Source organism: Patescibacteria group bacterium, assembly GCA_028692545.1.
GTDB lineage: Bacteria > Patescibacteriota > Patescibacteriia > UBA1558 > S5-K13 > STD2-204.
The window spans coordinates 1-23,062 of the sequence record JAQUXC010000004.1; the positions used below are offsets into that span (position 1 = coordinate 1).

Annotated in this window: 22 protein-coding genes and 2 tRNA genes; 7 read left to right on the plus strand and 17 right to left on the minus strand. The window is 28.6% G+C overall.

Annotation, left to right across the window (positions count from 1 at the left end):
- The first annotated feature begins 176 nt into the window (after nucleotides 1-176).
- Complete coding sequence (locus tag PHZ07_02270; protein MDD3284397.1) at nucleotides 177-332, plus strand: hypothetical protein; 156 nt, start codon at nucleotides 177-179, stop codon at nucleotides 330-332.
- A gap of 223 nt (nucleotides 333-555) precedes the next feature.
- Here PHZ07_02270 and PHZ07_02275 read toward each other — a convergent pair whose 3' ends face one another.
- On the minus strand, nucleotides 556-1,716 hold the full coding sequence (locus PHZ07_02275) for a GIY-YIG nuclease family protein (GenBank protein MDD3284398.1): 1,161 nt from the start codon (nucleotides 1,714-1,716) through the stop codon (nucleotides 556-558).
- 124 nt (nucleotides 1,717-1,840) lie between these two features.
- On the opposite strand from PHZ07_02275, the gene PHZ07_02280 reads away from it, so the two are divergent.
- Nucleotides 1,841-2,455 carry a transposase gene (locus PHZ07_02280; protein MDD3284399.1) on the plus strand — a complete coding sequence of 205 codons (615 nt, stop codon included), beginning with the start codon at nucleotides 1,841-1,843 and terminating at the stop codon, nucleotides 2,453-2,455.
- 1 nt (nucleotide 2,456) lies between these two features.
- Here PHZ07_02280 and PHZ07_02285 read toward each other — a convergent pair whose 3' ends face one another.
- The 5 genes from PHZ07_02285 to uvrB all read right to left on the minus strand — a co-directional run bounded on the left by PHZ07_02285 (nucleotide 2,457) and on the right by uvrB (nucleotide 8,768).
- Entirely contained in the window at nucleotides 2,457-2,648 is a 192-nt protein-coding gene (locus PHZ07_02285) for a hypothetical protein (GenBank protein ID MDD3284400.1), read from the minus strand.
- 100 nt (nucleotides 2,649-2,748) lie between these two features.
- Nucleotides 2,749-3,810, minus strand: a complete 1,062-nt coding sequence (locus PHZ07_02290; protein MDD3284401.1) for a Fic family protein — start codon at nucleotides 3,808-3,810, stop codon at nucleotides 2,749-2,751.
- A 184-nt stretch (nucleotides 3,811-3,994) separates the two neighbouring features.
- Nucleotides 3,995-4,261, minus strand: coding sequence for a P-loop NTPase fold protein (locus PHZ07_02295; protein MDD3284402.1), 267 nt, complete (start codon nucleotides 4,259-4,261; stop codon nucleotides 3,995-3,997).
- 55 nt (nucleotides 4,262-4,316) lie between these two features.
- Entirely contained in the window at nucleotides 4,317-6,833 is a 2,517-nt protein-coding gene (uvrA, locus tag PHZ07_02300) for an excinuclease ABC subunit UvrA (protein MDD3284403.1), read from the minus strand.
- A 93-nt stretch (nucleotides 6,834-6,926) separates the two neighbouring features.
- Nucleotides 6,927-8,768 carry an excinuclease ABC subunit UvrB gene (gene uvrB / locus PHZ07_02305; GenBank protein ID MDD3284404.1) on the minus strand — a complete coding sequence of 614 codons (1,842 nt, stop codon included), beginning with the start codon at nucleotides 8,766-8,768 and terminating at the stop codon, nucleotides 6,927-6,929.
- Between the two features lie 485 nt (nucleotides 8,769-9,253).
- Between uvrB and PHZ07_02310 the strand changes: the two genes are divergently transcribed.
- Entirely contained in the window at nucleotides 9,254-9,907 is a 654-nt protein-coding gene (locus tag PHZ07_02310; GenBank protein MDD3284405.1) for a hypothetical protein, read from the plus strand.
- A 156-nt stretch (nucleotides 9,908-10,063) separates the two neighbouring features.
- On the opposite strand, the gene PHZ07_02315 is transcribed toward PHZ07_02310, so the two are convergent.
- On the minus strand, nucleotides 10,064-10,456 hold the full coding sequence (locus PHZ07_02315) for a hypothetical protein (protein MDD3284406.1): 393 nt from the start codon (nucleotides 10,454-10,456) through the stop codon (nucleotides 10,064-10,066).
- 127 nt (nucleotides 10,457-10,583) lie between these two features.
- On the opposite strand from PHZ07_02315, the gene PHZ07_02320 reads away from it, so the two are divergent.
- Nucleotides 10,584-11,279: a class I SAM-dependent methyltransferase gene (locus PHZ07_02320; GenBank protein MDD3284407.1), complete on the plus strand. Its 696-nt coding sequence runs from the start codon at nucleotides 10,584-10,586 to the stop codon at nucleotides 11,277-11,279.
- A gap of 130 nt (nucleotides 11,280-11,409) precedes the next feature.
- Here the strand turns inward: PHZ07_02320 and PHZ07_02325 are convergent, their stop codons facing one another.
- The 7 genes from PHZ07_02325 to ppdK all read right to left on the minus strand — a co-directional run bounded on the left by PHZ07_02325 (nucleotide 11,410) and on the right by ppdK (nucleotide 17,577).
- Nucleotides 11,410-12,234: a hypothetical protein gene (locus PHZ07_02325; GenBank protein ID MDD3284408.1), complete on the minus strand. Its 825-nt coding sequence runs from the start codon at nucleotides 12,232-12,234 to the stop codon at nucleotides 11,410-11,412.
- Nucleotides 12,235-12,276: 42 nt separating this feature from the next.
- Nucleotides 12,277-12,531 carry a hypothetical protein gene (locus tag PHZ07_02330; GenBank protein MDD3284409.1) on the minus strand — a complete coding sequence of 85 codons (255 nt, stop codon included), beginning with the start codon at nucleotides 12,529-12,531 and terminating at the stop codon, nucleotides 12,277-12,279.
- A 60-nt stretch (nucleotides 12,532-12,591) separates the two neighbouring features.
- Nucleotides 12,592-13,071: an NUDIX hydrolase gene (locus PHZ07_02335; protein MDD3284410.1), complete on the minus strand. Its 480-nt coding sequence runs from the start codon at nucleotides 13,069-13,071 to the stop codon at nucleotides 12,592-12,594.
- Between the two features lie 2 nt (nucleotides 13,072-13,073).
- Nucleotides 13,074-13,424: a hypothetical protein gene (locus PHZ07_02340; protein ID MDD3284411.1), complete on the minus strand. Its 351-nt coding sequence runs from the start codon at nucleotides 13,422-13,424 to the stop codon at nucleotides 13,074-13,076.
- 248 nt (nucleotides 13,425-13,672) lie between these two features.
- On the minus strand, nucleotides 13,673-14,059 hold the full coding sequence (locus PHZ07_02345) for an NUDIX domain-containing protein (GenBank protein MDD3284412.1): 387 nt from the start codon (nucleotides 14,057-14,059) through the stop codon (nucleotides 13,673-13,675).
- A gap of 212 nt (nucleotides 14,060-14,271) precedes the next feature.
- On the minus strand, nucleotides 14,272-14,814 hold the full coding sequence (locus PHZ07_02350; GenBank protein MDD3284413.1) for an NYN domain-containing protein: 543 nt from the start codon (nucleotides 14,812-14,814) through the stop codon (nucleotides 14,272-14,274).
- A 99-nt stretch (nucleotides 14,815-14,913) separates the two neighbouring features.
- Nucleotides 14,914-17,577: a pyruvate, phosphate dikinase gene (gene ppdK, locus PHZ07_02355; protein MDD3284414.1), complete on the minus strand. Its 2,664-nt coding sequence runs from the start codon at nucleotides 17,575-17,577 to the stop codon at nucleotides 14,914-14,916.
- A 298-nt stretch (nucleotides 17,578-17,875) separates the two neighbouring features.
- On the opposite strand from ppdK, the gene PHZ07_02360 reads away from it, so the two are divergent.
- Nucleotides 17,876-18,520 carry a class I SAM-dependent methyltransferase gene (locus PHZ07_02360; protein MDD3284415.1) on the plus strand — a complete coding sequence of 215 codons (645 nt, stop codon included), beginning with the start codon at nucleotides 17,876-17,878 and terminating at the stop codon, nucleotides 18,518-18,520.
- 41 nt (nucleotides 18,521-18,561) lie between these two features.
- On the opposite strand, the gene PHZ07_02365 is transcribed toward PHZ07_02360, so the two are convergent.
- The 3 genes from PHZ07_02365 to PHZ07_02375 form a co-directional block, all read right to left on the minus strand.
- Nucleotides 18,562-21,078, minus strand: coding sequence for a cation-transporting P-type ATPase (locus tag PHZ07_02365; protein ID MDD3284416.1), 2,517 nt, complete (start codon nucleotides 21,076-21,078; stop codon nucleotides 18,562-18,564).
- 258 nt (nucleotides 21,079-21,336) lie between these two features.
- Nucleotides 21,337-22,185 carry a hypothetical protein gene (locus PHZ07_02370; GenBank protein ID MDD3284417.1) on the minus strand — a complete coding sequence of 283 codons (849 nt, stop codon included), beginning with the start codon at nucleotides 22,183-22,185 and terminating at the stop codon, nucleotides 21,337-21,339.
- A gap of 200 nt (nucleotides 22,186-22,385) precedes the next feature.
- Nucleotides 22,386-22,460, minus strand: a tRNA-Asn gene (locus PHZ07_02375).
- Between the two features lie 253 nt (nucleotides 22,461-22,713).
- On the opposite strand from PHZ07_02375, the gene PHZ07_02380 reads away from it, so the two are divergent.
- On the plus strand, nucleotides 22,714-22,962 hold the full coding sequence (locus PHZ07_02380; GenBank protein ID MDD3284418.1) for a GIY-YIG nuclease family protein: 249 nt from the start codon (nucleotides 22,714-22,716) through the stop codon (nucleotides 22,960-22,962).
- A gap of 8 nt (nucleotides 22,963-22,970) precedes the next feature.
- A tRNA-Gln gene (locus PHZ07_02385) sits at nucleotides 22,971-23,044 on the plus strand.
- Nucleotides 23,045-23,062: the final 18 nt, after the last annotated feature.

A 23,062-nucleotide genomic window follows, 5' to 3' on the forward strand; every position in this document is an offset into this window, starting at 1 on the left:
TAAATACCATAAAACTCGCTTTTCTTTTGGATAACTTGGTTTTAAAGGCATATATTTGTTTATTAGTTAACAGTGTTACCCCTAAGTATACCAAGTGTTACCTATTAGTGTTAACTGTACATTGTATTGCAATTTATTAAAAAAGTATTACAATATATCGAATATATGGAGGAAAAATGAAAATTCTTACTATAAAGCAAATAGAAGATTATGTTTGCAAAGGATATACACTACTTACATTTACAGGTAGTGGAAAAAATTATGTTGGAATTTCTTTGGTGCATGAAACTGTAAGAAGAAGAAAGCTTTCAACTCCTTTGTCAACTTTATAAGATTATTAATCGTCCTATAAAACTAAAATACGTACCAAGCGATGGATATGTATGGGAAAATTACTTTCTTTTTGTTCCGGGATTAGATGCTTATATAGGAGATAGTCTTAATAAAGAATTCTTTGATAAGGTTAAAAAACGGTTTCAAAATCAATATGAAATACTGAAACAGGTGTTTCAATAATAGACTTTGTAATTTACAAAAGGAGCTTCGCGCTCCTTTTTATCTTCTCTTTCCAAAACTCCTCTTCCTTCCCCTATTTGCAAATCTATGTGCTTCTTCACGAGTTTTTAGAAGTGTTGGTTTAATATTCTCACACAAGTCCTTGATACTTTTACTCATTCCTGTTCCATATACCAACCTATCATTATCATATTTAGAAATTCCTACAATTGGAATATTTATATTTATTTTCCTGAATAATTTAGAAATGTAATCAACTTGTGGTTTTCCACCGTCTATCATTATCAAATCGGGTCTTTGCCATTCATTATGATTTAATCTTCTTGAAATTACTTCTTCAAGTGCTCTTTCATCATCCCCTGCTGGTGCAGTTTTTATTTTAAATAATCTGTATTCATTTTTGTTTGCCTCACCATTTTCAAAAACAACCATTGATCCATATGATTCATGACCTCCAAAATGTGAAATATCATAGCCCTCTATTCTATTTATTTTCTCATTTATATCATCTTCGTTTGTAAGAAGTGATACATCTTGGATATGTTTTAAAAATTTTGCTTTCTCAGGAGATTCTTCCATTAATTTTTTTAATAATCGTTTTTTTTCTCCGGACAGAAACAAAATAATATTAGAAATATTCTTTTTGTAATCTTTTTTTGATATTTCTGAAATACAAGTTCCTGGACATAATCCAATTTGATAATCAAAACAAGGTTTTCCATTATTTGGAACACATGTGCTATATGGAAATATTCGTCTTATAATTTTTAGTGCATTTTGAATAAGATAAAGTGATTGATAAGGGCCAAATACTGCAAATTTATTTACAGGAAATTTGTGCAATTCACGTTCTCTTATTAATTTAACTTTTGGAAAATCACTATTTTTATCAATTGCAATGTAGATAAAAGATCTATTGTCTTTGTCTTTTATATTATATTTTGGCCAATATTTTTTGATATTTTTTGCTTCTAATATAATTGCTTCAAGTAAATTATCTGTTTCAATATATTTAATATCATATGCGAGTGATACCATTTCAGCAATTCTTATATCAATATTTTTTTGAAAGTATTGTGAAACTCTGTTTTTCAAACTTGTTGCACGACCAACATAAAGAATGTGTTTATTTTTATCTATAAAAAAATATACCCCGCTAGATTTAGGAAATTTTTTAATTTTATCTTTTAATTTTGTCATGAATTAATATTATAATAAATAGCTAATTTTGACTATATCCTGTGAGATGATATTATCTCACAGGATATATTGACATATAAATTAGAAATAATAAGATATATACATAATCATTTGAAAAGCGATTATGAACAAAAATAAAGCCTTATTATTCAAAAATAAATATAGAATTGAATCAATTCGATTAAAAAATTGGGATTATTCTGATCCTGGTTTTTATTTTATTACCATTTGTATAAAAGATAGAGAAAATATATTTGGTGAAATCATTGATGGAAAAATGGTTTTAAATATATATGGGTATATTGTGAAATATTGTTGTCGTGATTTACCAAATCATTATAAAAATTGTATTGTGGATTCATATGTAATAATGCCGAATCATTTCCATGGGATAATACAAATCAAAGATGCGGTTCGCGTTGGGATGGTTCGCGACGCATTTGTAGAGACGATTCATGAATCGTCTCTACGCGAACCATCCCAACGGGTCCGACGTGAATCGTCCAAATGCAAACACAACACAAAACAACGACGTAAAATGTTATTATCAAAAATAATTGGACGGTTCAAAATGCAATCATCCAAAAAAATCAATTTGGTAAATCACGCAATATATTTTCGTTGGCAAAAATCATATTACGAATACATAATCAGAAATGAACAATCATTATATAGAATTCGACAATATATAAAAAACAATCCAATAAATTGGGATTGCGACAGAAATAATAACAAATAATTTATTTATTTTTCTGTTTTTTAATTATTTTTACAACCCCAAAAATCACGAACAATAATCCCAATCCTTGTGCGCCGGGACTATCATCATATCCGCCATAAACAAATATAAAAATACCGAACAGTATTAATGGAATTAAATATAATAGTTTTTTGAGTTTCATATAATTTTTCTTTTTCTTATCTCTAAACATAAATTATTCCCGCCTCAATATAATTTATAATTGTTCCGAAATCCCGCTTCGCGGGATTATTTTTCATATAGGTTTGTTAAGAATTTATTTTACAACAACATTATTTTATAATTTTATATCTTGTGCTTCTTCCCTGACCAATTCTTTCAACTAATCTAAGTGTTAATAATTTTCTAAGTGCTTGTTTGATAGTAACTAGTGGAATATAATTATTTAATTTTTCATTAATTTCTGAAACACTCAAAGTTTCTCCATTTTTTAATAATTCAAAAACTATCTCTTGTTTTCCTGACAAAAGTTTTTCTGGTTGTTGTAAGTTCATTAATTCTTTTGCTTTTTCTGCTTGTATGAATAATTTATCAAGAAAAAAACTTAACCATGGAGTAATATCCTCATTCTTTGTTTTATGGTTTTTTTGAGTAGCTCTAAGTGAAAGATAATAATCATCTTTATTATCTTCTATTATTTCATCAATAGAAATATATGGAACATATGCATAATTATTACGAAGTAAAAGTAAATTTGTAAGAGCTCTGCTTAAACGACCATTTCCATCAAGAAAAGGATGGATAGCTAAAAATTCAAATATAAAATTTGCAATAATCAAAATTGGATGTAATTCTTTTTTATCAAATTGTTCATTTGTCCAAGAAATAATTGATTCCATTTCTGGTTTTACTAAATAAGGTTTTGTTGGATTAAATAAAACAATTTCTTCTCCTGTTTCATTTTTCATTATTACTGTATTTTCTGAACTTTTATATTTCCCTAAATGAGATTGATCTTTCTTTGAAAATTGCAAAAGAATACTATGAAATTGAAGTATGTTATTTTCTGTTAATTTAAGTGTATTATAATTATCAAAAATTTTACCAAGCAAGTCAGCATAACCAGCGACCTCTTCTTCGTCACGATTTTTAGGTGGATTGAGTTTTAATCCGCGAAGCAATCTAGCCACTTCTTCATCTGTCATTTTTGATCCTTCAATACGAGTAGAAGCACCAGTGGAAGTTATAATAACAGAAGATTTCAGGCGACCTAAAATTTGTGGATTAAGTTTCAAACTTCCACGCCAAAGACCCTTAAATTCATCTATTTTAGTTATTTTACCTAGTATTTCTTGATTTAATTTAATTCTATCGTAAAATCTATCTTTTTCCATATTTTTAATGTTTTAATCATATATATTTAACTATATACGATTATATACGAAAGTATCTAAAAAGTCAAATCCCAGGGCTACGCCGAAGCCTTGGCGAAGGCGAGGCCATAAAAAAACACAAAAATACCGAATAGTATTAATGGAATTAAATATAATAGTTTTTTAGTTTTCATGTGGGCTTATTTTAAATTTTAGCTTTATTTAATATATTATCAATTATCCAATATTTGTAATTACCAATATTTAAATAATTATATATTTTTGAATCAAATAAGGATTCATAACCTTTTATTTTTAATTCATTTGATAAACTATCTAAAAATGTTGTCTTGCCTTCTCCCCATTTACCAGAAATGCCAAAAATAAATGATTCATTTTGGATATTATCATAATTTTTTTCTATAATATCTACAACATTTTTTATAAATTTTTCTCTACTTTTTATTTGCATATATTTACTAATTCATATTTTATCTAATACTAATCTTTATAATATTCTAATTTACCTATTTCTTCAAATAACTCTTCAAATATTCCCCAGTCACACTTTTTTCATTTCTAACAATATCTTCAGGTGTTCCATAAGCAATTACACGACCACCATTTTCTCCACCATCAGGACCCAAGTCAATTATATAATCCATTGATTTTATAACATGCAAATTATGCTCAATAATCAGAATTGTGTTTCCACGTTCTACAAGTTTGTTTAACACGTGGAGCAACAATTCAATATCATGATAATGAAGTCCTGTTGTGGGCTCATCCAACAAATACAATGTGCGTTTTCCAAGTGTGTTTGTAAGCTCTTTTGCGAGTTTTATGCGCTGAGCTTCTCCACCTGAAAGAGTTGTTGCTGATTGTCCCAGCTTCAAATATCCAAGTCCAACTTCTATTAGAACTTTTAATTTATCAGTTATAAAGTAATTTCCGTCAAAAAGTTTGTATGCCTCATCAATTGTGAGGTCTAGCACATCAGCAATACTATGATTTTTGTATTTTACTTGTAATGTTTCTCTGTTAAATCTTTTGCCATGACATACTTCACACTCCACAAGTACTGGTGGTAAAAAATGCATTTCAATAAGGTTAAATCCTGCTCCAGAACACGCTTCACATCTTCCACCTGCTCGATTGAATGAAAAACGAGATAATGTATATGCTCTTTCACGTGATTCTGGAAGTTCTGCAAAAAATTCTCTAATTGGTGAAAATATTCCAGTATATGTTGCTGGATTTGATCGTGGAGTTCGACCAATTGGTGATTGATTTATAATTACTAATTTATCAACATATTCTAATCCTTTTATTTCTTTTACATTTTCTAAATTTGGTTTTGCGGGTCTACTCATAATCTTTGAAACATTTTTGTATAACACATCATATATAAGAGATGATTTTCCACTTCCTGAAACTCCAGTAATACTAACCATACGGCCAAGAGGAATTTCTACATTTACTCCTTTTAGATTATTTGCTTTTGCACCTATAATTTTTATAGCTCCTTTATTTTTCTCACGTCGGTGTGCAGGAACTTCGATTTTTCTCTGTCCTCTTAAATATTGCAAAGTCAAAGATTTTTGGAATTTTGATCGCGACGTAGCCGAAGGCGAAGTCGGATCAAGTAATTCTAAAGTATTTCCAATTGCCATGACTTCCCCTCCGTGAACTCCAGCAAGAGGTCCAAGATCTACTAAATAATCTGATTCAAGAATAGTTCTTTCGTCGTGCTCAACAATTATTACAGTATTATTTTTATCGCGTAATGCTTTTAGAGTTTCAATTAATCTGTCAGTGTCTCTTTCATGGAGTCCAATTGTTGGCTCATCTAAAACATATAGTGTTCGAGAAAGTTGAGATCCAATCTGTGATGATAATCTTATACGTTGTGCTTCTCCACCTGACAATGTTTCTGCTTCACGACTAAGTGATAAATAATTCAATCCAACTTTTGATAAAAACTCATATCTATTTATAATTTGATTAATTACCAAATCAGCAATTGCCTTTTGTCGCTTTGTCATTTTGTCTTGGAAGTGTTTGAAAAATTCAATTGCCTTATCAATAGACAAATCACAAACTTCTGCAATATTCTTTTTGTTTATTTTTACTGACAATGCTTCATCACGTAATCTTCTACCATTACATTTGTCACATACTTTTCCTTTGAAACCAATTTTTCCCAAACCAGAACATTTTTCACATGCACCATGAGGAGAATTAAATGAAAATAATCTTGGCTCTACTTCTGGAAATGAAAAACTATCATTTGGACAAGTCCAGTTTGACGATAATAAAAATTCTTCTTTGTTTATTTGAACAACTACAAGACCTTTACTATATGCTAGTGAACTTTCTACTGCTTCAAATAATCTCGTTTCATCAGTTAGCATTACCTTATCAACTACCAAATCAATGCTGTGCTTTTTCTTTGGGTCTAATACAATTTTTTCTCGAAGTGAATGCATTTTTCCATCAACTCTAACTTCTCCATAGCCAAGTTTTAGATAATCATAAAGCATTTGATAATATTCACCTTTTCTGTCCATGACAATTGGTGAAAGTATTACTGCAAAGTCCTTATCACCTACTTTTTTAGAAATAATAATATCTATCATTTCCTCAAGAGATAATTTTTCTATTTTTGTTCCGCAAAGTGGACAAAATACTTCACCAACTCTCGCATAAAGAATTCTTAAGTAATCATAAATATCAGTAAGTGTTCCAACTGTAGACCTTGGATTATGTGATAGAGCTTTTTGGTCAATAGAAATTGATGGAGCAAGTCCAATTATTTCATCAACATCAGCGGGTTTTTTTTGTCCCAAAAATTGTCTCATGTATGGTGAAAGTGACTCAACATATTGACGCTGACCTTCAGCAAAAATTGTATCAAAAGCAAGAGACGATTTCCCACTTCCAGAAAGTCCTGTTATTACTGTTAATTTGTTGTGCGGAATTTCTAAATCTATGTTTTTTAGATTATGCATTCTCGCACCATGTATAATTATTTTTTCTTCCATATACTAATTTTTTTATGCCAATATACAAATGACATACCAATTATACAAATGACATTCGTATTATTGGTATAAATTTGTATATTAGTATTATATTTACTCGTTATTATTGGCAATATCCAAGAAATCTTCTATATCCTTTATTATAGTTTTTGGAACAATGTTATTCTTTTTATTATATTCAATTTGCTTTTTTCTACGTCTTTCTACTTCTTTTATTGCCTTTTTCATTGAGTCAGTTGTTTTATCAGCATAAAGAATTATTTTTCCTTTTACATTTCGCGCTGCACGACCCATTGTTTGCATAAGCGATGTCTCACTTCTTAAAAATCCTTCACGATCAGCATCAAGTATTGCAACAAGAGTTACTTCTGGTAAATCCAATCCTTCACGAAGTAAATTTACACCGATCAAAACATCAAATTTTCCAAGACGAAAGTTTTTTAGTATTTCATTTCTTTCAAAAGTTTTTACATCAGAGTGTACATAATTAGATCTAAATTTATGTTCAGTTAAATACGCATGCAAATCCTCAGCTTGTTTTTTTGTTAAAGTATTTACAATTACTCTCTCATGTATTTTTGCAAGTCTTTCAATCTCATCCATTATGTCATTTATTTGGCTTCTGTTGGTTTTTTTATCGAACACTGGTCTAATTTCCACTTCTGGGTCAATGAGGCCTGTAGGACGTATAATTTGCTCTACAATGGCCTTAGAATGCTCATATTCGAACTTTCCAGGAGTTGCAGTTGTAAAAATTACTTGCCCAATTCTTTTTTTAAATTCTTCAAATCTCAGTGGTCTATTATCAAGTGCAGATGGCAATCTCCAACCATATTTTACAAGCGCTTGTTTTCTACTTCTATCACCTTCATACATTCCACCAATTTGTGGAACTGCAATATGTGATTCATCTATAATTGTTAAAAAATCTGGTTTGCCATTTTTTACAGGAAAATATGCGAGTAATGAGTCGGGTGATTCTCCGGCTAATTTTCCTGACAAATGTCTTGAGTAATTTTCTATTCCATGACAATATCCAATTGATCTAATCATTTCCATATCATATTTAGTACGTCTCTCTAATCTTTCAGCTTCTAAATACAATTTATTTTTTTTAAAATAAGATAATCTTTCTTTCAATTCTGCTTTTATATTTTTCAAAGCAATTTTTATCTGAGGTGCGTTTGATATAAAATGCTTCGGAGGAAAAATTAATATCTCTCTTAAATTTTCTAAAATATTTTGGGTAACATTATCTACAACATCAATACTTTCTATTTTTTGATCTTTTAATTCAATTCTATAAGTAATATCTTGGTCCATTGGTTTTAATTCAAACACATCACCTCTTATTCTAAATTGTCCACGAGTCAAAACTCCGCTCGTTCTTTCAAATTGAATTCTTACAAATTGTGTTATTAAATCAGCTCTTACAATTTCTTGATCTTTTTCTAAATGAATTGATGATTCTTGATAATTTTCCGGAACTCCTAAATTATAAATACATGAAACAGATGCAACAACTATTACATCTCGCCTTGTTGATAATGCAGTTGTAGCACCATGGCGAAGTTTATCAATCTCCTGATTTATCATTGCTTCTTTATCAATATAGGTATCAGTAATTGGCAAATATGCTTCTGGTTGATAATAATCATAATAAGAAACAAAATAATGAACTGCGTTTTCAGGGAAAAAGTTTTTATATTCTCTGTATAATTGTGCTGCTAATGATTTGTTTGGTGCAATTACAAGAACGGGTTTATCAATACCAGAGATAATATTTGCGACTGTAAATGTTTTACCAGATCCTGTGACACCCATAAGTGTTTCAAAATCAAAACCTTTCTCAAGTCCCTTTTTGAGTTTCATAATTGCCTCTGGTTGATCGCCAGCTGGCTTAAATGAAGATTTTAATTTAAATAGTTTTGCCATATTTATTTTCGGTAACATTATTACGATTCATAAAACTATACGTTTTATATTTTTTATTTTTTGTAGTTTTTTTCTATTCCACCCTTTTCTAGAAAAGGGTGTAGCCTAAAAGTCGCGAGCACATAAAAATTTTTAAATTTATCATTTCGTCAAGCTAAAACTTCAAATGTTACCTATCGGTAACTTGAAGTTTTTTTACGCTTGACTACACTCAAATTTTAATAAAATTTTCATAAGCTCGCAAATAAAATCAGATACAATTTTAGATTAAATTGTGCAGTTTAGAAGTTAACGTAAGACGTCTTACGTTTAACGAAACTACCATCGTAGACATATATCATACAACGAAACCAACCACCTATTGATGTATAGGGGTTGTATGAATAATTTAATTAATGTGAATTATAACAAAAAAATGCGTTTTTGACAACGTTAATTTAATGTGTTAGATTATTTAATCAAAACTAAATTTTCGGGAGGAAATAATGACAAACCAAATATTGGTACCAAATCTTTTAGAGACAATAAACTTTGCTGGGAAATTATTCAGAGAGCGCTTATTTTTTAATGTTTTTTCGTATTGTGTGATTCTTATCTTTGTTATTATGAGTAATATTTTGAATATTTATAGTTGGGGATGGGGAATTATTCCATGGTTTTTTATAGCTTTTATTCTTGGCTGGATATTGAGTAGGGTTAAAAATAAAATATCCCGCAAAGGATATTTTACAAAAAAAATAACCAGATGGATTAAATATCAAAAATCATATCATAAAGAAAACTTTGTAATGGGAATGTATTTTTGCATACAACATGGATTCCCAGAAATAGAATCTTATGAAGATAAGTTTTTTATAAAACATTATCTAGTAAAGAATTATATTCATTTTATGGATTTGGAATTTATTTTGTCCAATATAAAACTGCTTCAGTATTTAGGAGGTCCAGCAAATTCAGAAATTGAATTCAACAAAATCGTCGCTGATTATGTTTTTGAAAAAATTCAAGAACATGAAAAATACAGGGAAGAACAAAACAAAGAACATACCTTCGGAGTAGAGATGATTAAAAAATATCATACTTGGTTCAGTGACATAGCACTTCCCAAAGAACAAAGGGAATTCTATAAAAAGATATAATACACTAATAATAAAAAATAAAACGTCAGGCGAGGTCTGGCGTTTTTTAATACAATAAGTGCGTATTATGAATATATTTTATAGTAGAAAATATAGATAAAACTAGTTTCATAAAAAATCGATGGGTTAAACTTGATGATTTTTTTATAAATAATATTATCTTTGTAATTTTTTCCTAATCTCTTCCAGGGCTTTTGTTGGTTTATACATAAGGTCAGAATTCATCATAAGATTAGTTGCCTCTTTTTGTAAATTATCTGGTAAGGAAGATAATTCTTTCAATGCTTCAATCTCCTCTAAAGCTCTTTTTGGGCTATATGCAGGATGTGGTTTTCTTAAATAATCCAAAGCAATTTCTTTATAATTATCTGTAAGATTATTGATTTCCTGCATAGCACGAACTTCTTCCATGGCTTGTTCTGGAGTGTGTTCCCAATCTGGATCTAAAAATTCATCAAAAATCTTTTTTAAATCATCTGAAAGTTCATCATATTGTTTTTTTATTTCTGGTGGAATATTATCTAGACTTAAATTTTCAAAATTATTCATCTTTTTTGTATTATTAATTATATGGTTAGTTTAACAAATTGTGTATACAAAATCAATTTGAAAATATTGACTTATCATTATTTTTATTATATAATAATAAATTCTAAAATTGAATATAGGAGTAAAAATGAATGTATTTTGTCGAGATTTCAGGACAGAAAAACTGCATAAGAGAAGAATGATTCATGGATTTGTAGGAATTCATGAGAAGGTAATATTGGAAGTGGGGTGTGGTAAGGGATACTGTACGGAGATTTTGTTAACAGAAGATAATTTTTTGCTTGGAATAGATCCATGCGAAGAAGATATCAAAGAAATAATGACTCGTAATTTTCCAAGAAACGCTCAATTTAGAGCATGTGGCTTACAACACATGACTCATGGATATAGTTTTGATCTTATTGTATTCTACAAGAGCTTTCATGAATTACAAGGAATAAGCCTTGAAGAAGCTCTGATAAAATCAAAACATCTACTCAATCCAAACGGCAAAATTTTGATAATTGAGGAAAGTCTGAAGTCTCAATTATTTAAAATTCATAACTACGATCCATTCAAAGAAAGAGCAGAAAACTTGGAAATTGAAAAAGTTTCAAGAGCTCAAAAATGTGTCATGAACACAAAATATGAGTTATGCGTCTTAAGAACTACGATTGAGTTTAAAAATGTGGAAGATTTCTGTATTAGAGAGCTTCACGAGACAAAACCTGATCAATTATTTAAAAGTATTGTAGTATTAGCAATAAAAGAAGCTACATCAGTTTATGCAGGTGAAAAACCATTTTGTTTGAAAGAGGTAATGAATATGTATCTAATTTCATAATAAATGGACATTATTAAGTATATAGCAGACCGGAAACGGTCTGCTATTATTTTTATAAATTTAATATCAATTAATAAAACAAAAAACTGTGAATTAACACAGAATTTTGTTATTTAAAATAAGTTTTCCTTTAATTTTTTGTATTTTGCAATAATGCAAGTTCTAAAGCTTCTTCTGGCTTATATTTTTCAGTATCATCTTTATAATAACCAACCACGTGTTCTGTGTTTAAATATTTTTCAGCAATAACCCTGAGATTTTCTGGTAATTTATTAATTTTATCTCTTGCAATTGTAGATTTCAATGCAGAATTATAAGATTTGTATTGTTCTTTATATTCATTAGCAATAGATTTTAAATCTTCTGGTAATTTATCTATTTCACCAAAAGCAATGGCTTCTTTTAATTCAAATTCAAGAGATCTGTCTTTTGAATTTTGTAGATTAGTGTAGGCAAAATTTCTTAATTTTGGAGGAAGATCATTAATACCTTTTAATGTTTCAGCAATATGCTGAAGTTCAACTACGTGAGCATGAAAAAAATCTATTATCTTTATTTTATGTCTTAAATCTTTGAATTCATCAGGTATTTTATCAGCCTCTTGGTCTGCTTTAAACTCAGTTAAAGCTAACAATGGATTTTGATCTATTGCTGAACTATTAATGGAATTTCTTAAATCTTCTGGTAAATTATCAATTTCCTGTTGAGCTCTAACTATTTCTAATATGGTTTTCATATCATAATCATCTCTATTAAAATGTTTTTCAGCAACGAGTTTTAAATCATCTGGTAATTTTTTAAGTTCATCTACTGTATCTTTGTCTATATTATTTTCACTATAAACCCTTAATAAGGTTTCGTATCTTGATTCATCTTTTTTAGGTATTTCTACCTCATCTTCTTGTTTTCCATCATCATCTTCATTTGAATTTATTGTTGGGTTTTCAAAATTCATATTTTTTGTTTATTCATATTTTTTAATTATTTAAAGTATATATTATGATGCCTTTTTCATATTTTCTAAAGCTGCTTTTAAAGCATCAATAGGAGAAAGATCTTCGTATCTAGGTCCTATCATTTTTTCGGCAAAAAGTTTCGCATCTTCAGGAAGTTGCATAATTTTTTTATATGCTTCTACTTGTTCTGAGAGAGCATTTTCATTGTCAATTGAATAGAATAATTTAATTCTTTCTCTAATATCACTATCTTCTTCACTTGTATTTGGCGTTGGAATTTGTTCAAAATTTGGCATATTTTTTTACTTATTAATTATATATTTATAATAAAACAATAATTTTTTTTGTCAAACAAATTATTTATTTTCTAAAATTGGCAAAGTAAACTTTTCTTTTAGATATTTTTTGTATAATTGTAAATTTTCATAAAAATCAAAAGCGATTAATTCTTTTTCTGGTAAACTATCCAGATCAAACCATCGTATTTCTAAATTTTCTCCATCAATTTCAGAAACTTTCTTATCAGCTTGAGCAATATATACAAAACTAAGATTCTGTCTATCCTCCGCTGGTCTATTAGGGTTATCAATTATTGTAAGAAGTTCTAAATTTTTTATTATCCAGCCAGTTTCTTCTTGTGTTTCTCTTTTAATAGTTTGTTTTAACGTTTCATCTCTTTCCATAAACCCTCCTGGTAATCCCCATTTTCCAATTTCTAAAACACTAACAGGCCCTCTTTTACCCATTAAAACTTTATTATCGCGCACAACAATTGCATTTACAGTTACATGGCGTAAACTTGTTTTATTTCCATCTTCAAATTCACAATTTATCATAATTATTGTTGATTATTTTGATTATTAATTACTTGTTGAGGATTTAGTTTGTCTTGTTCCTTTTTATAAATAATTTCTAAAATTATAGATATCATAAAAATAAGCATCATTCCAAATAGCAAAATCATTGGATATAATATATATCCACCGTATATACAATTAGAGCTTTCACTACAAAGTTTGATATTAATAAATGTAGTATATCCCCAATAAAGACATATTGCTAAATTTATATAAAATAAAACCCAAAATTTCTTTTTTAGATAAAGACCAAGAATAATTAAATATAAAAATATAACTATAAAATATCTTATTGTTATAGTTATTTCTATAAATATTTTAATATCTCTCATAAAAAAATTCATAAAAAGAAACACCATTAATAAAAATAGTGGGGATAATATTATTAATAGTGCTCTAAAAAATATGAAGAGCGAATTTTTATGTTTAATATTATAAAAAATTGCAAAAATTAATAAAAATGGAATTAAAAATAAATAAGATTGTAAATAATTAAGATTAAAATAAAATCGTAGCATAAAAAATATAAATATTATGGGAATTATCATTAACAATGTTTTAAATGTTTTACTCATATTTTTTATTTACTACTAAAATATTCTATTATTCTTTCTTTGCAATCTATTGCAAAGTCCAATTTATTTATTTCTTCCTCATCAAACCAACCAAAATCATCAAAATCTTCTTTGTTTGGAATTGGTTTCGATTTAAATTTTACTATAAATGTTTTAAAAAATCTGTTGTTGAAATGATAAGTTTTGAAAAATTCCAATATTTCTATTTCACAATTCAATTCTTCTTTTATTTCTCTTTTAAGTGCTTGTTCTGGATTTTCGTTTTCTTCAATATGACCTCCAACAGTTTCCCATAATTCAGGAGAAAACTCTTTGTTTTTACTACGTTTTGCAATAAAAATCTTATTATCAATATTTCTTATAATTATTGAACTTACTGATCCGTAATCCATATTAATTTAAATTATATATTTTATATTCTATAACTTTCAACTTTATACTTAGAACTTTATAACTTCCCTTATATTTTCTCACCTTATTATTAAAAAGTAAAACAAAAAAACTACTTGTAACAAATTAAATAGTTTTTTTATTATCTATTGACTTATTTTATATATATAATATAATGAATTTATCATTACGATGAATTAAGTTCTCTAAGGGGTTAGTCCCGACGAGAGCTTTTTTCTTTATATTCAAGTTTATTTCTCAAATCATTAATAAAATCTAAAATATTATTTTGAGGAGTACTCAATTTATCTAATAGACAAGAATAACTAAATTTATTTGGGATTAATACTTTTTTTAATTTATTTTTATTAATTAAATATTCAACAAGACAATGAAAATCACCATCACCAGAAATAATTAAAGCTTTGTTGTAATTATTAAACTCTATTATTGCATGTAATACCAATTCAGCATCAACATTTCCTTTAACAATTCCATTTTTTAATTCTAGAGTGGGCTTGAAAATACAAATATATCCAGATTCTTGTAGTTGTGTATATAGTATTTGATTACCAGGTTTGTATCCTATAAATAAAAAGGCTTTTTGAATATTATATTTATCCTTTAAGTAAGTTCTAAAACGTCTATAGTCAAGTTTCCAACCCGAATATATTTTTATATTATTTTTGTAAATATCATTTAATATCCCCAAATGAAGATTTTGACTATCTATAAATGCATAATTATTATTTTTCATAAAAATCACTTTCTTTATATGTTTTTATAAAATAAAAAAGTCGCTTCTGCGACCCTTTTATTATCTTACAACTTTTATTTTAAAATACAATATTTATATTTATTTCTTCAATAAGTCTCTTACTGCTGCTTGAGCTGCTGCAAGACGAGCAATTGGCACTCTAAATGGTGAACAAGATACATAATTAAATCCATTTCTGTGACAGAATTCAACTGATTTTGGCTCGCCACCGTGCTCTCCGCAAATTCCAATCTTCAAATCTTTGTTTGCGCTTCTACCTTTTTCTACTGCAATTTTTATTAGCTCGCCAATACCTTCTTGATCAAGTACTTCAAATGGATCATCTTCAAATATTCCTTGATTTACATATTCTTTCAAGAATTTTCCAGCATCGTCACGAGAAAGTCCTGCACCCATTTGAGTCAAATCATTTGTACCAAATGAGAAAAATTCAGCACCAGCTTCAACAATCTTATCTGCTACTAATGCTGCACGAGGAACTTCTATCATTGTTCCAACTTTGTACTCAATTTCAATTCCAGCTTCTTTTAGCTTATTTTCAACAATATTTACAATCCTATCTTTCAAAATAGAAAATTCTTTTGTAGTTGCAACAAGTGGAATCATAATTTCTGGCTTTACATCATGTTTAGCACCACATTTTGGACATTTTGTAGCAACTTCTATTGCTGCTTCTATAATAGCTCTTGTTTGCATATCACAAATCTCAGGAAATGTTATTGCCAATCTACATCCACGATGACCAAGCATTGGATTGAATTCATGCAAATCATCAATTTTTGATTTTATAGTTGCGATATCAACATTCATCTCTCCAGCTAATTCTGCAATATCTTTTTCTTCTCTTGGTAAAAATTCATGAAGCGGTGGATCAAGTAATCTAATTGTAGTATCATACTCATCCATTTCATGAAATAATCCAATAAAATCTTGTTTTTGATATGGTAATAATTTTGCAAGTGCTTTTTCTCTTGCCTCTAGATTATCTGACAAAATCATTTCTCTTACAGCTTTTATTCTATCACCTTCAAAAAACATATGTTCTGTTCTGCAAAGTCCTATTCCTTTTGCTCCAAATTTTATAGCAATTGAAGCATCATGTGGAGTATCAGCATTTGCTCTTACATCTAATTTTCTAAATTCATCAGCCCAACTCATAAGGGTTCCAAAAGTTCCGGACAATTCTGGATCTTGAGTTCCTACTTTATTCAAGTAGACTTTTCCAACTGATCCATCTAGTGAAATAAAATCCCCTTCTTTCAAAATTATATTTTTGCTTTTTATTGTAAGTGTTTTTGCTTTTTCATCAATTGACAAGTCACTGCATCCTGCTACACAACATTTTCCCATACCACGAGCTACAACTGCAGCATGACTAGTCATTCCACCTCGAGCTGTAAGAATTCCTTTTGCGCTATGCATTCCATCAATATCTTCAGGCGAAGTTTCTGTTCTTACCAAAATTACATCTAATCCGCTATTTGTTTTTTCAAATGCTTCTATTGCAGTAAATACAACTTCACCAACAGCAGCACCAGGAGATGCTGGCAAACCTTGAGCAATTTCTTCTGCATTTTGCAAAGCTATTGGGTCTAATTGTTTATGTAACAATTGATTTAATTGATTTGGATCAACTCGAAGTATTGCTTCTTCTTTTGTAATGAGTTTTTCTTCAACCAATTCAACAGCAATTCTTATTGCTGCTGCTCCAGTACGTTTTCCATTTCTAGCTTGCAAAATATATAATTTATTATTTTGAATGGTAAATTCCATATCCTGCATGTCTTTGTAATGTTTTTCAACTTTATCACAGGTATCAACAAGCTCTTTGTAAATTTCTGGATTTTGAGTTTCTAACTCTGAAACTGGCATTGGAGTTCTAATTCCTGCTACAACATCTTCTCCTTGAGCATTCATTAAGTATTCACCATAAAATTTTGCTTCACCTGTGGAAGGATTTCTTGTAAAACACACTCCTGTACCACTATCTTCTCCAAGATTTCCAAATACCATACTTTGAATATTTACTGCAGTTCCAATCAATCCTCTTATACTATTTAGTTCACGATAACGAATAGCTCTATTATTATTCCAAGAACTAAATACTGCATTTATTGCCAAAAACAATTGTTCAATAGGATCTTGTGGAAATTCTATTCCTTTTATTCCTTTTATTTTTTCTTTGTATCTTTTTGTTATTTCTTGTAAATCTTCTGTTGTAAGGTCTGTATCATATTTAGCACCTTTTGTATCTTTTACATTTTCCAAAATATGTTCAAATTCAGAGTGTTCTACTTCCATCACAACGTCTCCAAACATTTGTATAAGACGTCTATAAGAATCCCATGCGAATCTAGGATTGTTTGACTTGTTAGAAAGACCAATTACTGATTTATCATTTAATCCTAAATTTAGAATTGTATCCATCATTCCAGGCATAGAAGAAGCAGCACCAGATCTCACAGAAACCAAAAGTGGATCAATATCATCACCCAATGTTTTTCCCATTTTTTTCTGAAGCTCATCTAAATACCTTAAAATTTCACTTCTTACTTCTTGAGTGATTGTTTTATTGCTTTTATAATACAAATCACAAACTTCTGTTGTGATTGTAAATCCAGGAGGAACATTTATGCCGAGTGTTGACATTTCAGCTAGGTTTGCACCTTTTCCACCAAGAATTTCTTTCATGTCCTTATTTCCTTCTTCAAAAGAATAGATATATTTCTTTACATCTGTCATAGATTTTATTTTTTTATGTTTTTAATTAAAAATAGTAGCTATATTCTCTCATTTTTTAGAATTAAAATCAAGTATACAAATAAATACAATGCCAATACCTGCCTGCCCGCCTGCCTGCCGGTAGGCAGGGCAGGCAGGTACAAATGATATACCAATTATACAAATGACATTAGTATTATTGGTATAAATTAGTCCGCCTTGGCTTTGCCGTTAGGCGAGACGAGTATATTTATATATTCAATGTTGCTTTAATGCTAATATTCTGTTATATTATTCTATTACAATCAAGGAGGATAAAATGATTGATTTCATCGTTTCTAAAAGACAAATGATAATTCAGTCATTTGTCAGTCTTCGAAAAAAGAAAATTTTAGAAGTAGCATGTGGAAGTGGACATCTAACAAGATCACTTCTCACTGGTGATAATTTTGTACTTGGAATTGATCCAAATACAAAATCTATTGAAATAGCCAAAAAAGTTGCTCCAAAAGCAGCATTTATGACTAAGAGTTTTGAGGATTTCAGTCCAGGAGAAAGGCAATTTGATCTTGTGATATTTTCAATAGGTCTTCATGAAATGGAAAATCAAGAAGAACTAATTATGAAAGCAAAAAAAATAGTTACTCAGAGCAATGGAAATGTTTTAATTATTGAAAGAGATATTACAACCCAGTTTTTTAATGTCATAAATAAAATAAATCCTTCTATAATAGAGGATGAATTTAAAAAAGTATCTAAAACATCTGAAATTTTGAATTCTTTGTCTCCTATCAATATAGGTATTCTTCCGAATATTATGCACTTTCAAAATGCAATAGATTTTTGGAAGATATGTCTCAATGGAGACAAAAAAGTGACCATTATTTCTATAGTCGAAGCTTTGAATGTAAAACTCAATCAAGGTTTTTACATAGAAGATAATATGATAATGTATTTATTATAAAAGCAGGTTGGGAATTCTAACCTGCTTTTGAATTTTTATAATTAAATATTATTGTTCATTTTTTTATAAAACATAAGTTTGACTGTTTCTGAACATATAAAATATATAAACACTATCGCCAGTATAATAATCATGTGAGAAGTAGCTGGTTTTACAAAATGGAATGTATTTTGTCCAAAACTTGTATATGGAATCATAATTGTCAAAATTATTGCTAATATTGTAAGAACACTCAAAGATGTAGATGGTTTTGAAGCTTTTATAAATAATGCTTTACTACGGACAGAAAATATTAGGATAAGTTCCGTAAGAATACTTCCAATGAACCAATTTGTTTGCAAAACTTCTGGAGATATACGATAAAACAAACCAAAAAATATAAAATCAAAAATAGTACTTACAATTCCCAAAACTATTGAAAAAAGAACTATTTCTTTTACTTCATATTTTTTAGGAAGCATTAATTCTTTTTTGTCTGCTGTATCTGTGTAAATAGATATCATAGGAGTGTCTGATAGTAAATTTATCAAAAGAATCTGTACTGGCAACATTGGTAAAAAATCTACAAGAAGAGATGTACTTGCAACTGCAAAAAAATTACCAAAATTAGATGCAAGTGTTGCTTTTATATATTTTGTAATATTTGCAAAAACAGTTCTACCTTCTTTTATTCCATCAAGTATTACTGTAAGATTTTTTTGTAATAATATTATATCAGTCGATTCTCTTGCTATGTCAGATGCACTATTTACCACAATAGAAACTCCAGCAATCTTCAAAGCTGGTGCATCATTTATACCTTCACCCAAAAATCCTATCATTTTATCTTCTCGCAAAAGTTCTATTATCTTATATTTTTGTTCTGGTGAAACTCTTGCGAAAACAGAATATTCTTCAAGCGCGTCTAATTTTCTGTCTCTTGTCATATTTTCCCAAGTAGAACCAAGTATTACTTTTTCTGGAGAATCTATTAGTCCTATTTGATGAGCTACTGCTCCAGCCACTTCAATACTATCCCCTGTAATTATTTTTATTTTTACACCCAAACTGTTGGCTTTTTTTACAATTTCATAAGAACTATCTTTTATAGGATCTACAAATGATATTACACCCAAAAATTCAAAATCTTTTTCTTTTATCAAATCTATATTTTCTATTGATTTATTTTTTATTATTTTTCTTGCAATAGCTAGTGTACGATGTCCCTGTATACCCTCCATAGAAATCCATTTTTCAATATTTAATCTTTCATCTTTTGATATTATACTTTTATCTAAAATTTCCTCTATTGCACCACGAGTTATAATTTCTATTTTAGAAGCACTTTTTACAAGAACTATATTTCTTTTTGTATTTGGATTAAATGGCTCTTCTTCTAATATTTTACTATTTTCTATAATCTTTTTTTGATCTTTTTTTATTGCTTTCCATAATGCTATATCAAATGGTTCTAGTTTGCATTTTTCATCACATTCTCCAGCTAAATTAGCACAAATAAGTATTTCATCTCTAAAATCAGAATAAATATTTGCAACCTTTAATTCATTTTTTGTAAGTGTTCCTGTTTTATCAGAGCACAGTATTTCTATTCCGCCCAAATCCTGAATAGCTGACAATCTTTTTACTATGACATCATGTTTTGCAAGACTTCTTGCTCCTTTTGAAAGAGAAAATGTAGTAACAAGTGGAAGTGCTTCTGGTATTACACTTACAGTAAGTGCAATTGCAAAAATAATAAGTTCTATATAATCCAATTTACCTTTTTTTATAATTATATTTGCCAACAGAATTACAACAAGAGTTATAGCAACTAATTTCAAAATAAAATTCGAAAAATGTGATATACCTTTTTCAAAATCACTAACTCTTTTTGTTTCAGTTGAAAGTTTTGCAATATTTCCAAAAACAGTTTCTTTTCCAACAGCTAAAACTACAGCAATCATCTTACCACTCAATACATCTGTTCCAGAAAATGCCAAATTATTTGCTTCATAATATGATTTTGCTTGTTCTTTTAATACTCCATCTATTTTTTTTACTGAGACTGACTCCCCAGTAAGTACAGATTCATTTATAGTTAAATTATTTTGTTCCAAAATACGCACATCAGCAGGTACTTTGTCTCCTGTTTTCAAAATTATAATATCCCCTATTACCAAATTTTTTGATGGAATTGAAATTATATTCTCATCTCTTAAAACTTTTGTTTTTGGCATTGTGTACTTATTCAAAAGTTGAACAGTTTTTTCAGATCTATACTCTTGATAAAAACCCAAAAAAGTATTCACAGCTAAAAAAATAAATATCATTAATGTATCTAATCTTTGCCCAAGAATTATAGTTATTATTATTGCTGCAATTAACAAATAAACAAAAGCTGACTTAAATTGACGGATAAAAATTTTAAATCCATTGAGCTTCAATGAATCTATTTCATTGTATCCATTTTTTAAAAGTTTTAAATTGACATCTTTTTCTGTAAGACCTTTTTTGATAGATGTTTTTAATTCATCTAAAATATCTTTTTTTTCTTTTATAGAATATTCAAATATGTTCATAAAAAAGTATCATAACAAGTTAAAATACAAATTAATTATATCATAAATAAATTTACTTAAATGACAATGGTTCAAAAAAATAGGTCATGGAACCTATTTTAATGAAAATTTAGCAAAATATTTTTATATAATATATTATTTTTGAATTCTCTGTTTTTGTATTCTTTACTAAAGTACACTCCAAGATAATATGGTGATGTATTTATTATAAAAGCAGGTTGGGAATTCTAACCTGCTTTTAAATTTTATAAAAACAAATTAAGTTAATAATTTTTTTAAAAATTCATCATCAAATGTTATATGGATACTTTTTTCTTCTAGATTATCAGGGCGCTTTTCGCGAACAATTTTTAATGAAATTCCTTCTATATCTGTTGGGAGTTTAACAGTATAATTCAAAGGATCTATTTTGTCCTTAGATAAATTCTCATAAATATTTGGAATATCAATAAATTCCTGATCATCTTCTAATGCCCCCATAGATTTACAAAATTCCGTTGATCCATTTTTTGAAAAACTATAATTAATAGCTTCCATTCCATTATCTTCAATTATTTTTTTATTTTCTTCTATTTGAGAATAATTTTTAAACCAGCCACCGGCTTGAGTACCAGATGTACCATAAACCCAACCTCCATCTTGATCAATTTGATGCGTAACTGGAATGCCTTTAGCAAATTTTACAAAATGTCTCTCATATTGATTATTAAAATTTTGTAAAAAAATCTCTACTGATAATCTTTTATTAGTACGGTCTTCATACTCTTCCTTGTATTTTTTAAAAGCTTCGATATAGCGCTCTATTCTTCTTTGTATTTTTGAAACTATTTCATAATCTTGCTCTAATCCCATTTCTTTCATATTTTGGACAATTTCATTTAAACGATTAATTAATCTTTCAACTGGATTTTTTTCTTTTTCAATATCATATTCTTGCATTGTTTTTTCTGCTTGCTTTTCAGCAATTTTGATCAAAGATTCCTCTTCTTCATGGGTAATATCTATACCTTTAGATAAATCCCTTATATTATTTTCTTTATTAGCACCAATCATAGCCTTTTCCTCTGAATCAATATAAGAATCTGGTTGAAATGATTCATTTTCCATATTTTTCTTGTCCCGTTGAATAACGGGAATTATTAGTTGATTAAATATAAAAACCTATATATATTTTCTCACATTATAGATAAAAGATCAAAACAATATCTTAATAAAAAATACTTTAATGCTTTAATCAATCCTGGTAAGTTGATTACTCGAAACATATACTAGTTTAGCTCCGGGGGCATAACTTTCACCCCACCAATTGGCTGTCGGGGCAGGACTCGAACCTACAACATCTACGTTAACAGCGTAGCGTTCTACCATTGAACTACCCGACAATAAAATAAAAATCAGCTTTGCGAGCTGATATTGTAAAACAAAAATAGCTCGCAACTTATCCGAGATTGTTATTATTATTTAGTTTTGCTATTTTTATTATCATATAAATATAATAACACAAAAATAAATAAATGCAATACACATATTTACTATTATATATTTATATATTATAATTATTTTTATCCTTCGGGGATCGTCTAATGCTCGCCCGCATCGCTACGCGAAGCGTTGCGAGCGGGGTAGGACAAAATTATGTATTATACATATGTTTTAAAAAGTAAAAAAGATGATAAACTATATATTGGTTATACTAAAGATTTAGATAATAGATTCAAAGAGCATAATAATGGATTAGTTTTTTCAACTAGGAATAGAAAGCCATTTGAAATAATATATTTTGAAGCATGTTTAGTTAAAAAAGATGCTATAAAAAGAGAAAAGCAATTAAAAACTGGTTTTGGAAGAACTTACTTAAATAGAAGGTTGAGTAATTTAAAATAAAATACCATTCGGGGATCGTCTAATGGTAGGACAGCGGGTTCTGGTCCCGTCAATCTGGGTTCGATTCCTAGTCCCCGAGCCATCGAGAAAGCATTGATAT

Coding starts and splice junctions, on each gene's coding strand:
- PHZ07_02270 (MDD3284397.1), top strand. CDS start 177: ATGAAAATTCTTACTATAAAGCAAATAGAAGATTATGTTTGCAAAGGA.
- PHZ07_02275 (MDD3284398.1), bottom strand. CDS start 1,716: ATGACAAAATTAAAAGATAAAATTAAAAAATTTCCTAAATCTAGCGGG.
- PHZ07_02280 (MDD3284399.1), top strand. CDS start 1,841: ATGAACAAAAATAAAGCCTTATTATTCAAAAATAAATATAGAATTGAA.
- PHZ07_02285 (MDD3284400.1), bottom strand. CDS start 2,648: ATGTTTAGAGATAAGAAAAAGAAAAATTATATGAAACTCAAAAAACTA.
- PHZ07_02290 (MDD3284401.1), bottom strand. CDS start 3,810: ATGGAAAAAGATAGATTTTACGATAGAATTAAATTAAATCAAGAAATA.
- PHZ07_02295 (MDD3284402.1), bottom strand. CDS start 4,261: ATGCAAATAAAAAGTAGAGAAAAATTTATAAAAAATGTTGTAGATATT.
- uvrA (MDD3284403.1), bottom strand. CDS start 6,833: ATGGAAGAAAAAATAATTATACATGGTGCGAGAATGCATAATCTAAAA.
- uvrB (MDD3284404.1), bottom strand. CDS start 8,768: ATGGCAAAACTATTTAAATTAAAATCTTCATTTAAGCCAGCTGGCGAT.
- PHZ07_02310 (MDD3284405.1), top strand. CDS start 9,254: ATGACAAACCAAATATTGGTACCAAATCTTTTAGAGACAATAAACTTT.
- PHZ07_02315 (MDD3284406.1), bottom strand. CDS start 10,456: ATGAATAATTTTGAAAATTTAAGTCTAGATAATATTCCACCAGAAATA.
- PHZ07_02320 (MDD3284407.1), top strand. CDS start 10,584: ATGAATGTATTTTGTCGAGATTTCAGGACAGAAAAACTGCATAAGAGA.
- PHZ07_02325 (MDD3284408.1), bottom strand. CDS start 12,234: ATGAATTTTGAAAACCCAACAATAAATTCAAATGAAGATGATGATGGA.
- PHZ07_02330 (MDD3284409.1), bottom strand. CDS start 12,531: ATGCCAAATTTTGAACAAATTCCAACGCCAAATACAAGTGAAGAAGAT.
- PHZ07_02335 (MDD3284410.1), bottom strand. CDS start 13,071: ATGATAAATTGTGAATTTGAAGATGGAAATAAAACAAGTTTACGCCAT.
- PHZ07_02340 (MDD3284411.1), bottom strand. CDS start 13,424: ATGAGAGATATTAAAATATTTATAGAAATAACTATAACAATAAGATAT.
- PHZ07_02345 (MDD3284412.1), bottom strand. CDS start 14,059: ATGGATTACGGATCAGTAAGTTCAATAATTATAAGAAATATTGATAAT.
- PHZ07_02350 (MDD3284413.1), bottom strand. CDS start 14,814: ATGAAAAATAATAATTATGCATTTATAGATAGTCAAAATCTTCATTTG.
- ppdK (MDD3284414.1), bottom strand. CDS start 17,577: ATGACAGATGTAAAGAAATATATCTATTCTTTTGAAGAAGGAAATAAG.
- PHZ07_02360 (MDD3284415.1), top strand. CDS start 17,876: ATGATTGATTTCATCGTTTCTAAAAGACAAATGATAATTCAGTCATTT.
- PHZ07_02365 (MDD3284416.1), bottom strand. CDS start 21,078: ATGAACATATTTGAATATTCTATAAAAGAAAAAAAAGATATTTTAGAT.
- PHZ07_02370 (MDD3284417.1), bottom strand. CDS start 22,185: ATGGAAAATGAATCATTTCAACCAGATTCTTATATTGATTCAGAGGAA.
- PHZ07_02380 (MDD3284418.1), top strand. CDS start 22,714: ATGTATTATACATATGTTTTAAAAAGTAAAAAAGATGATAAACTATAT.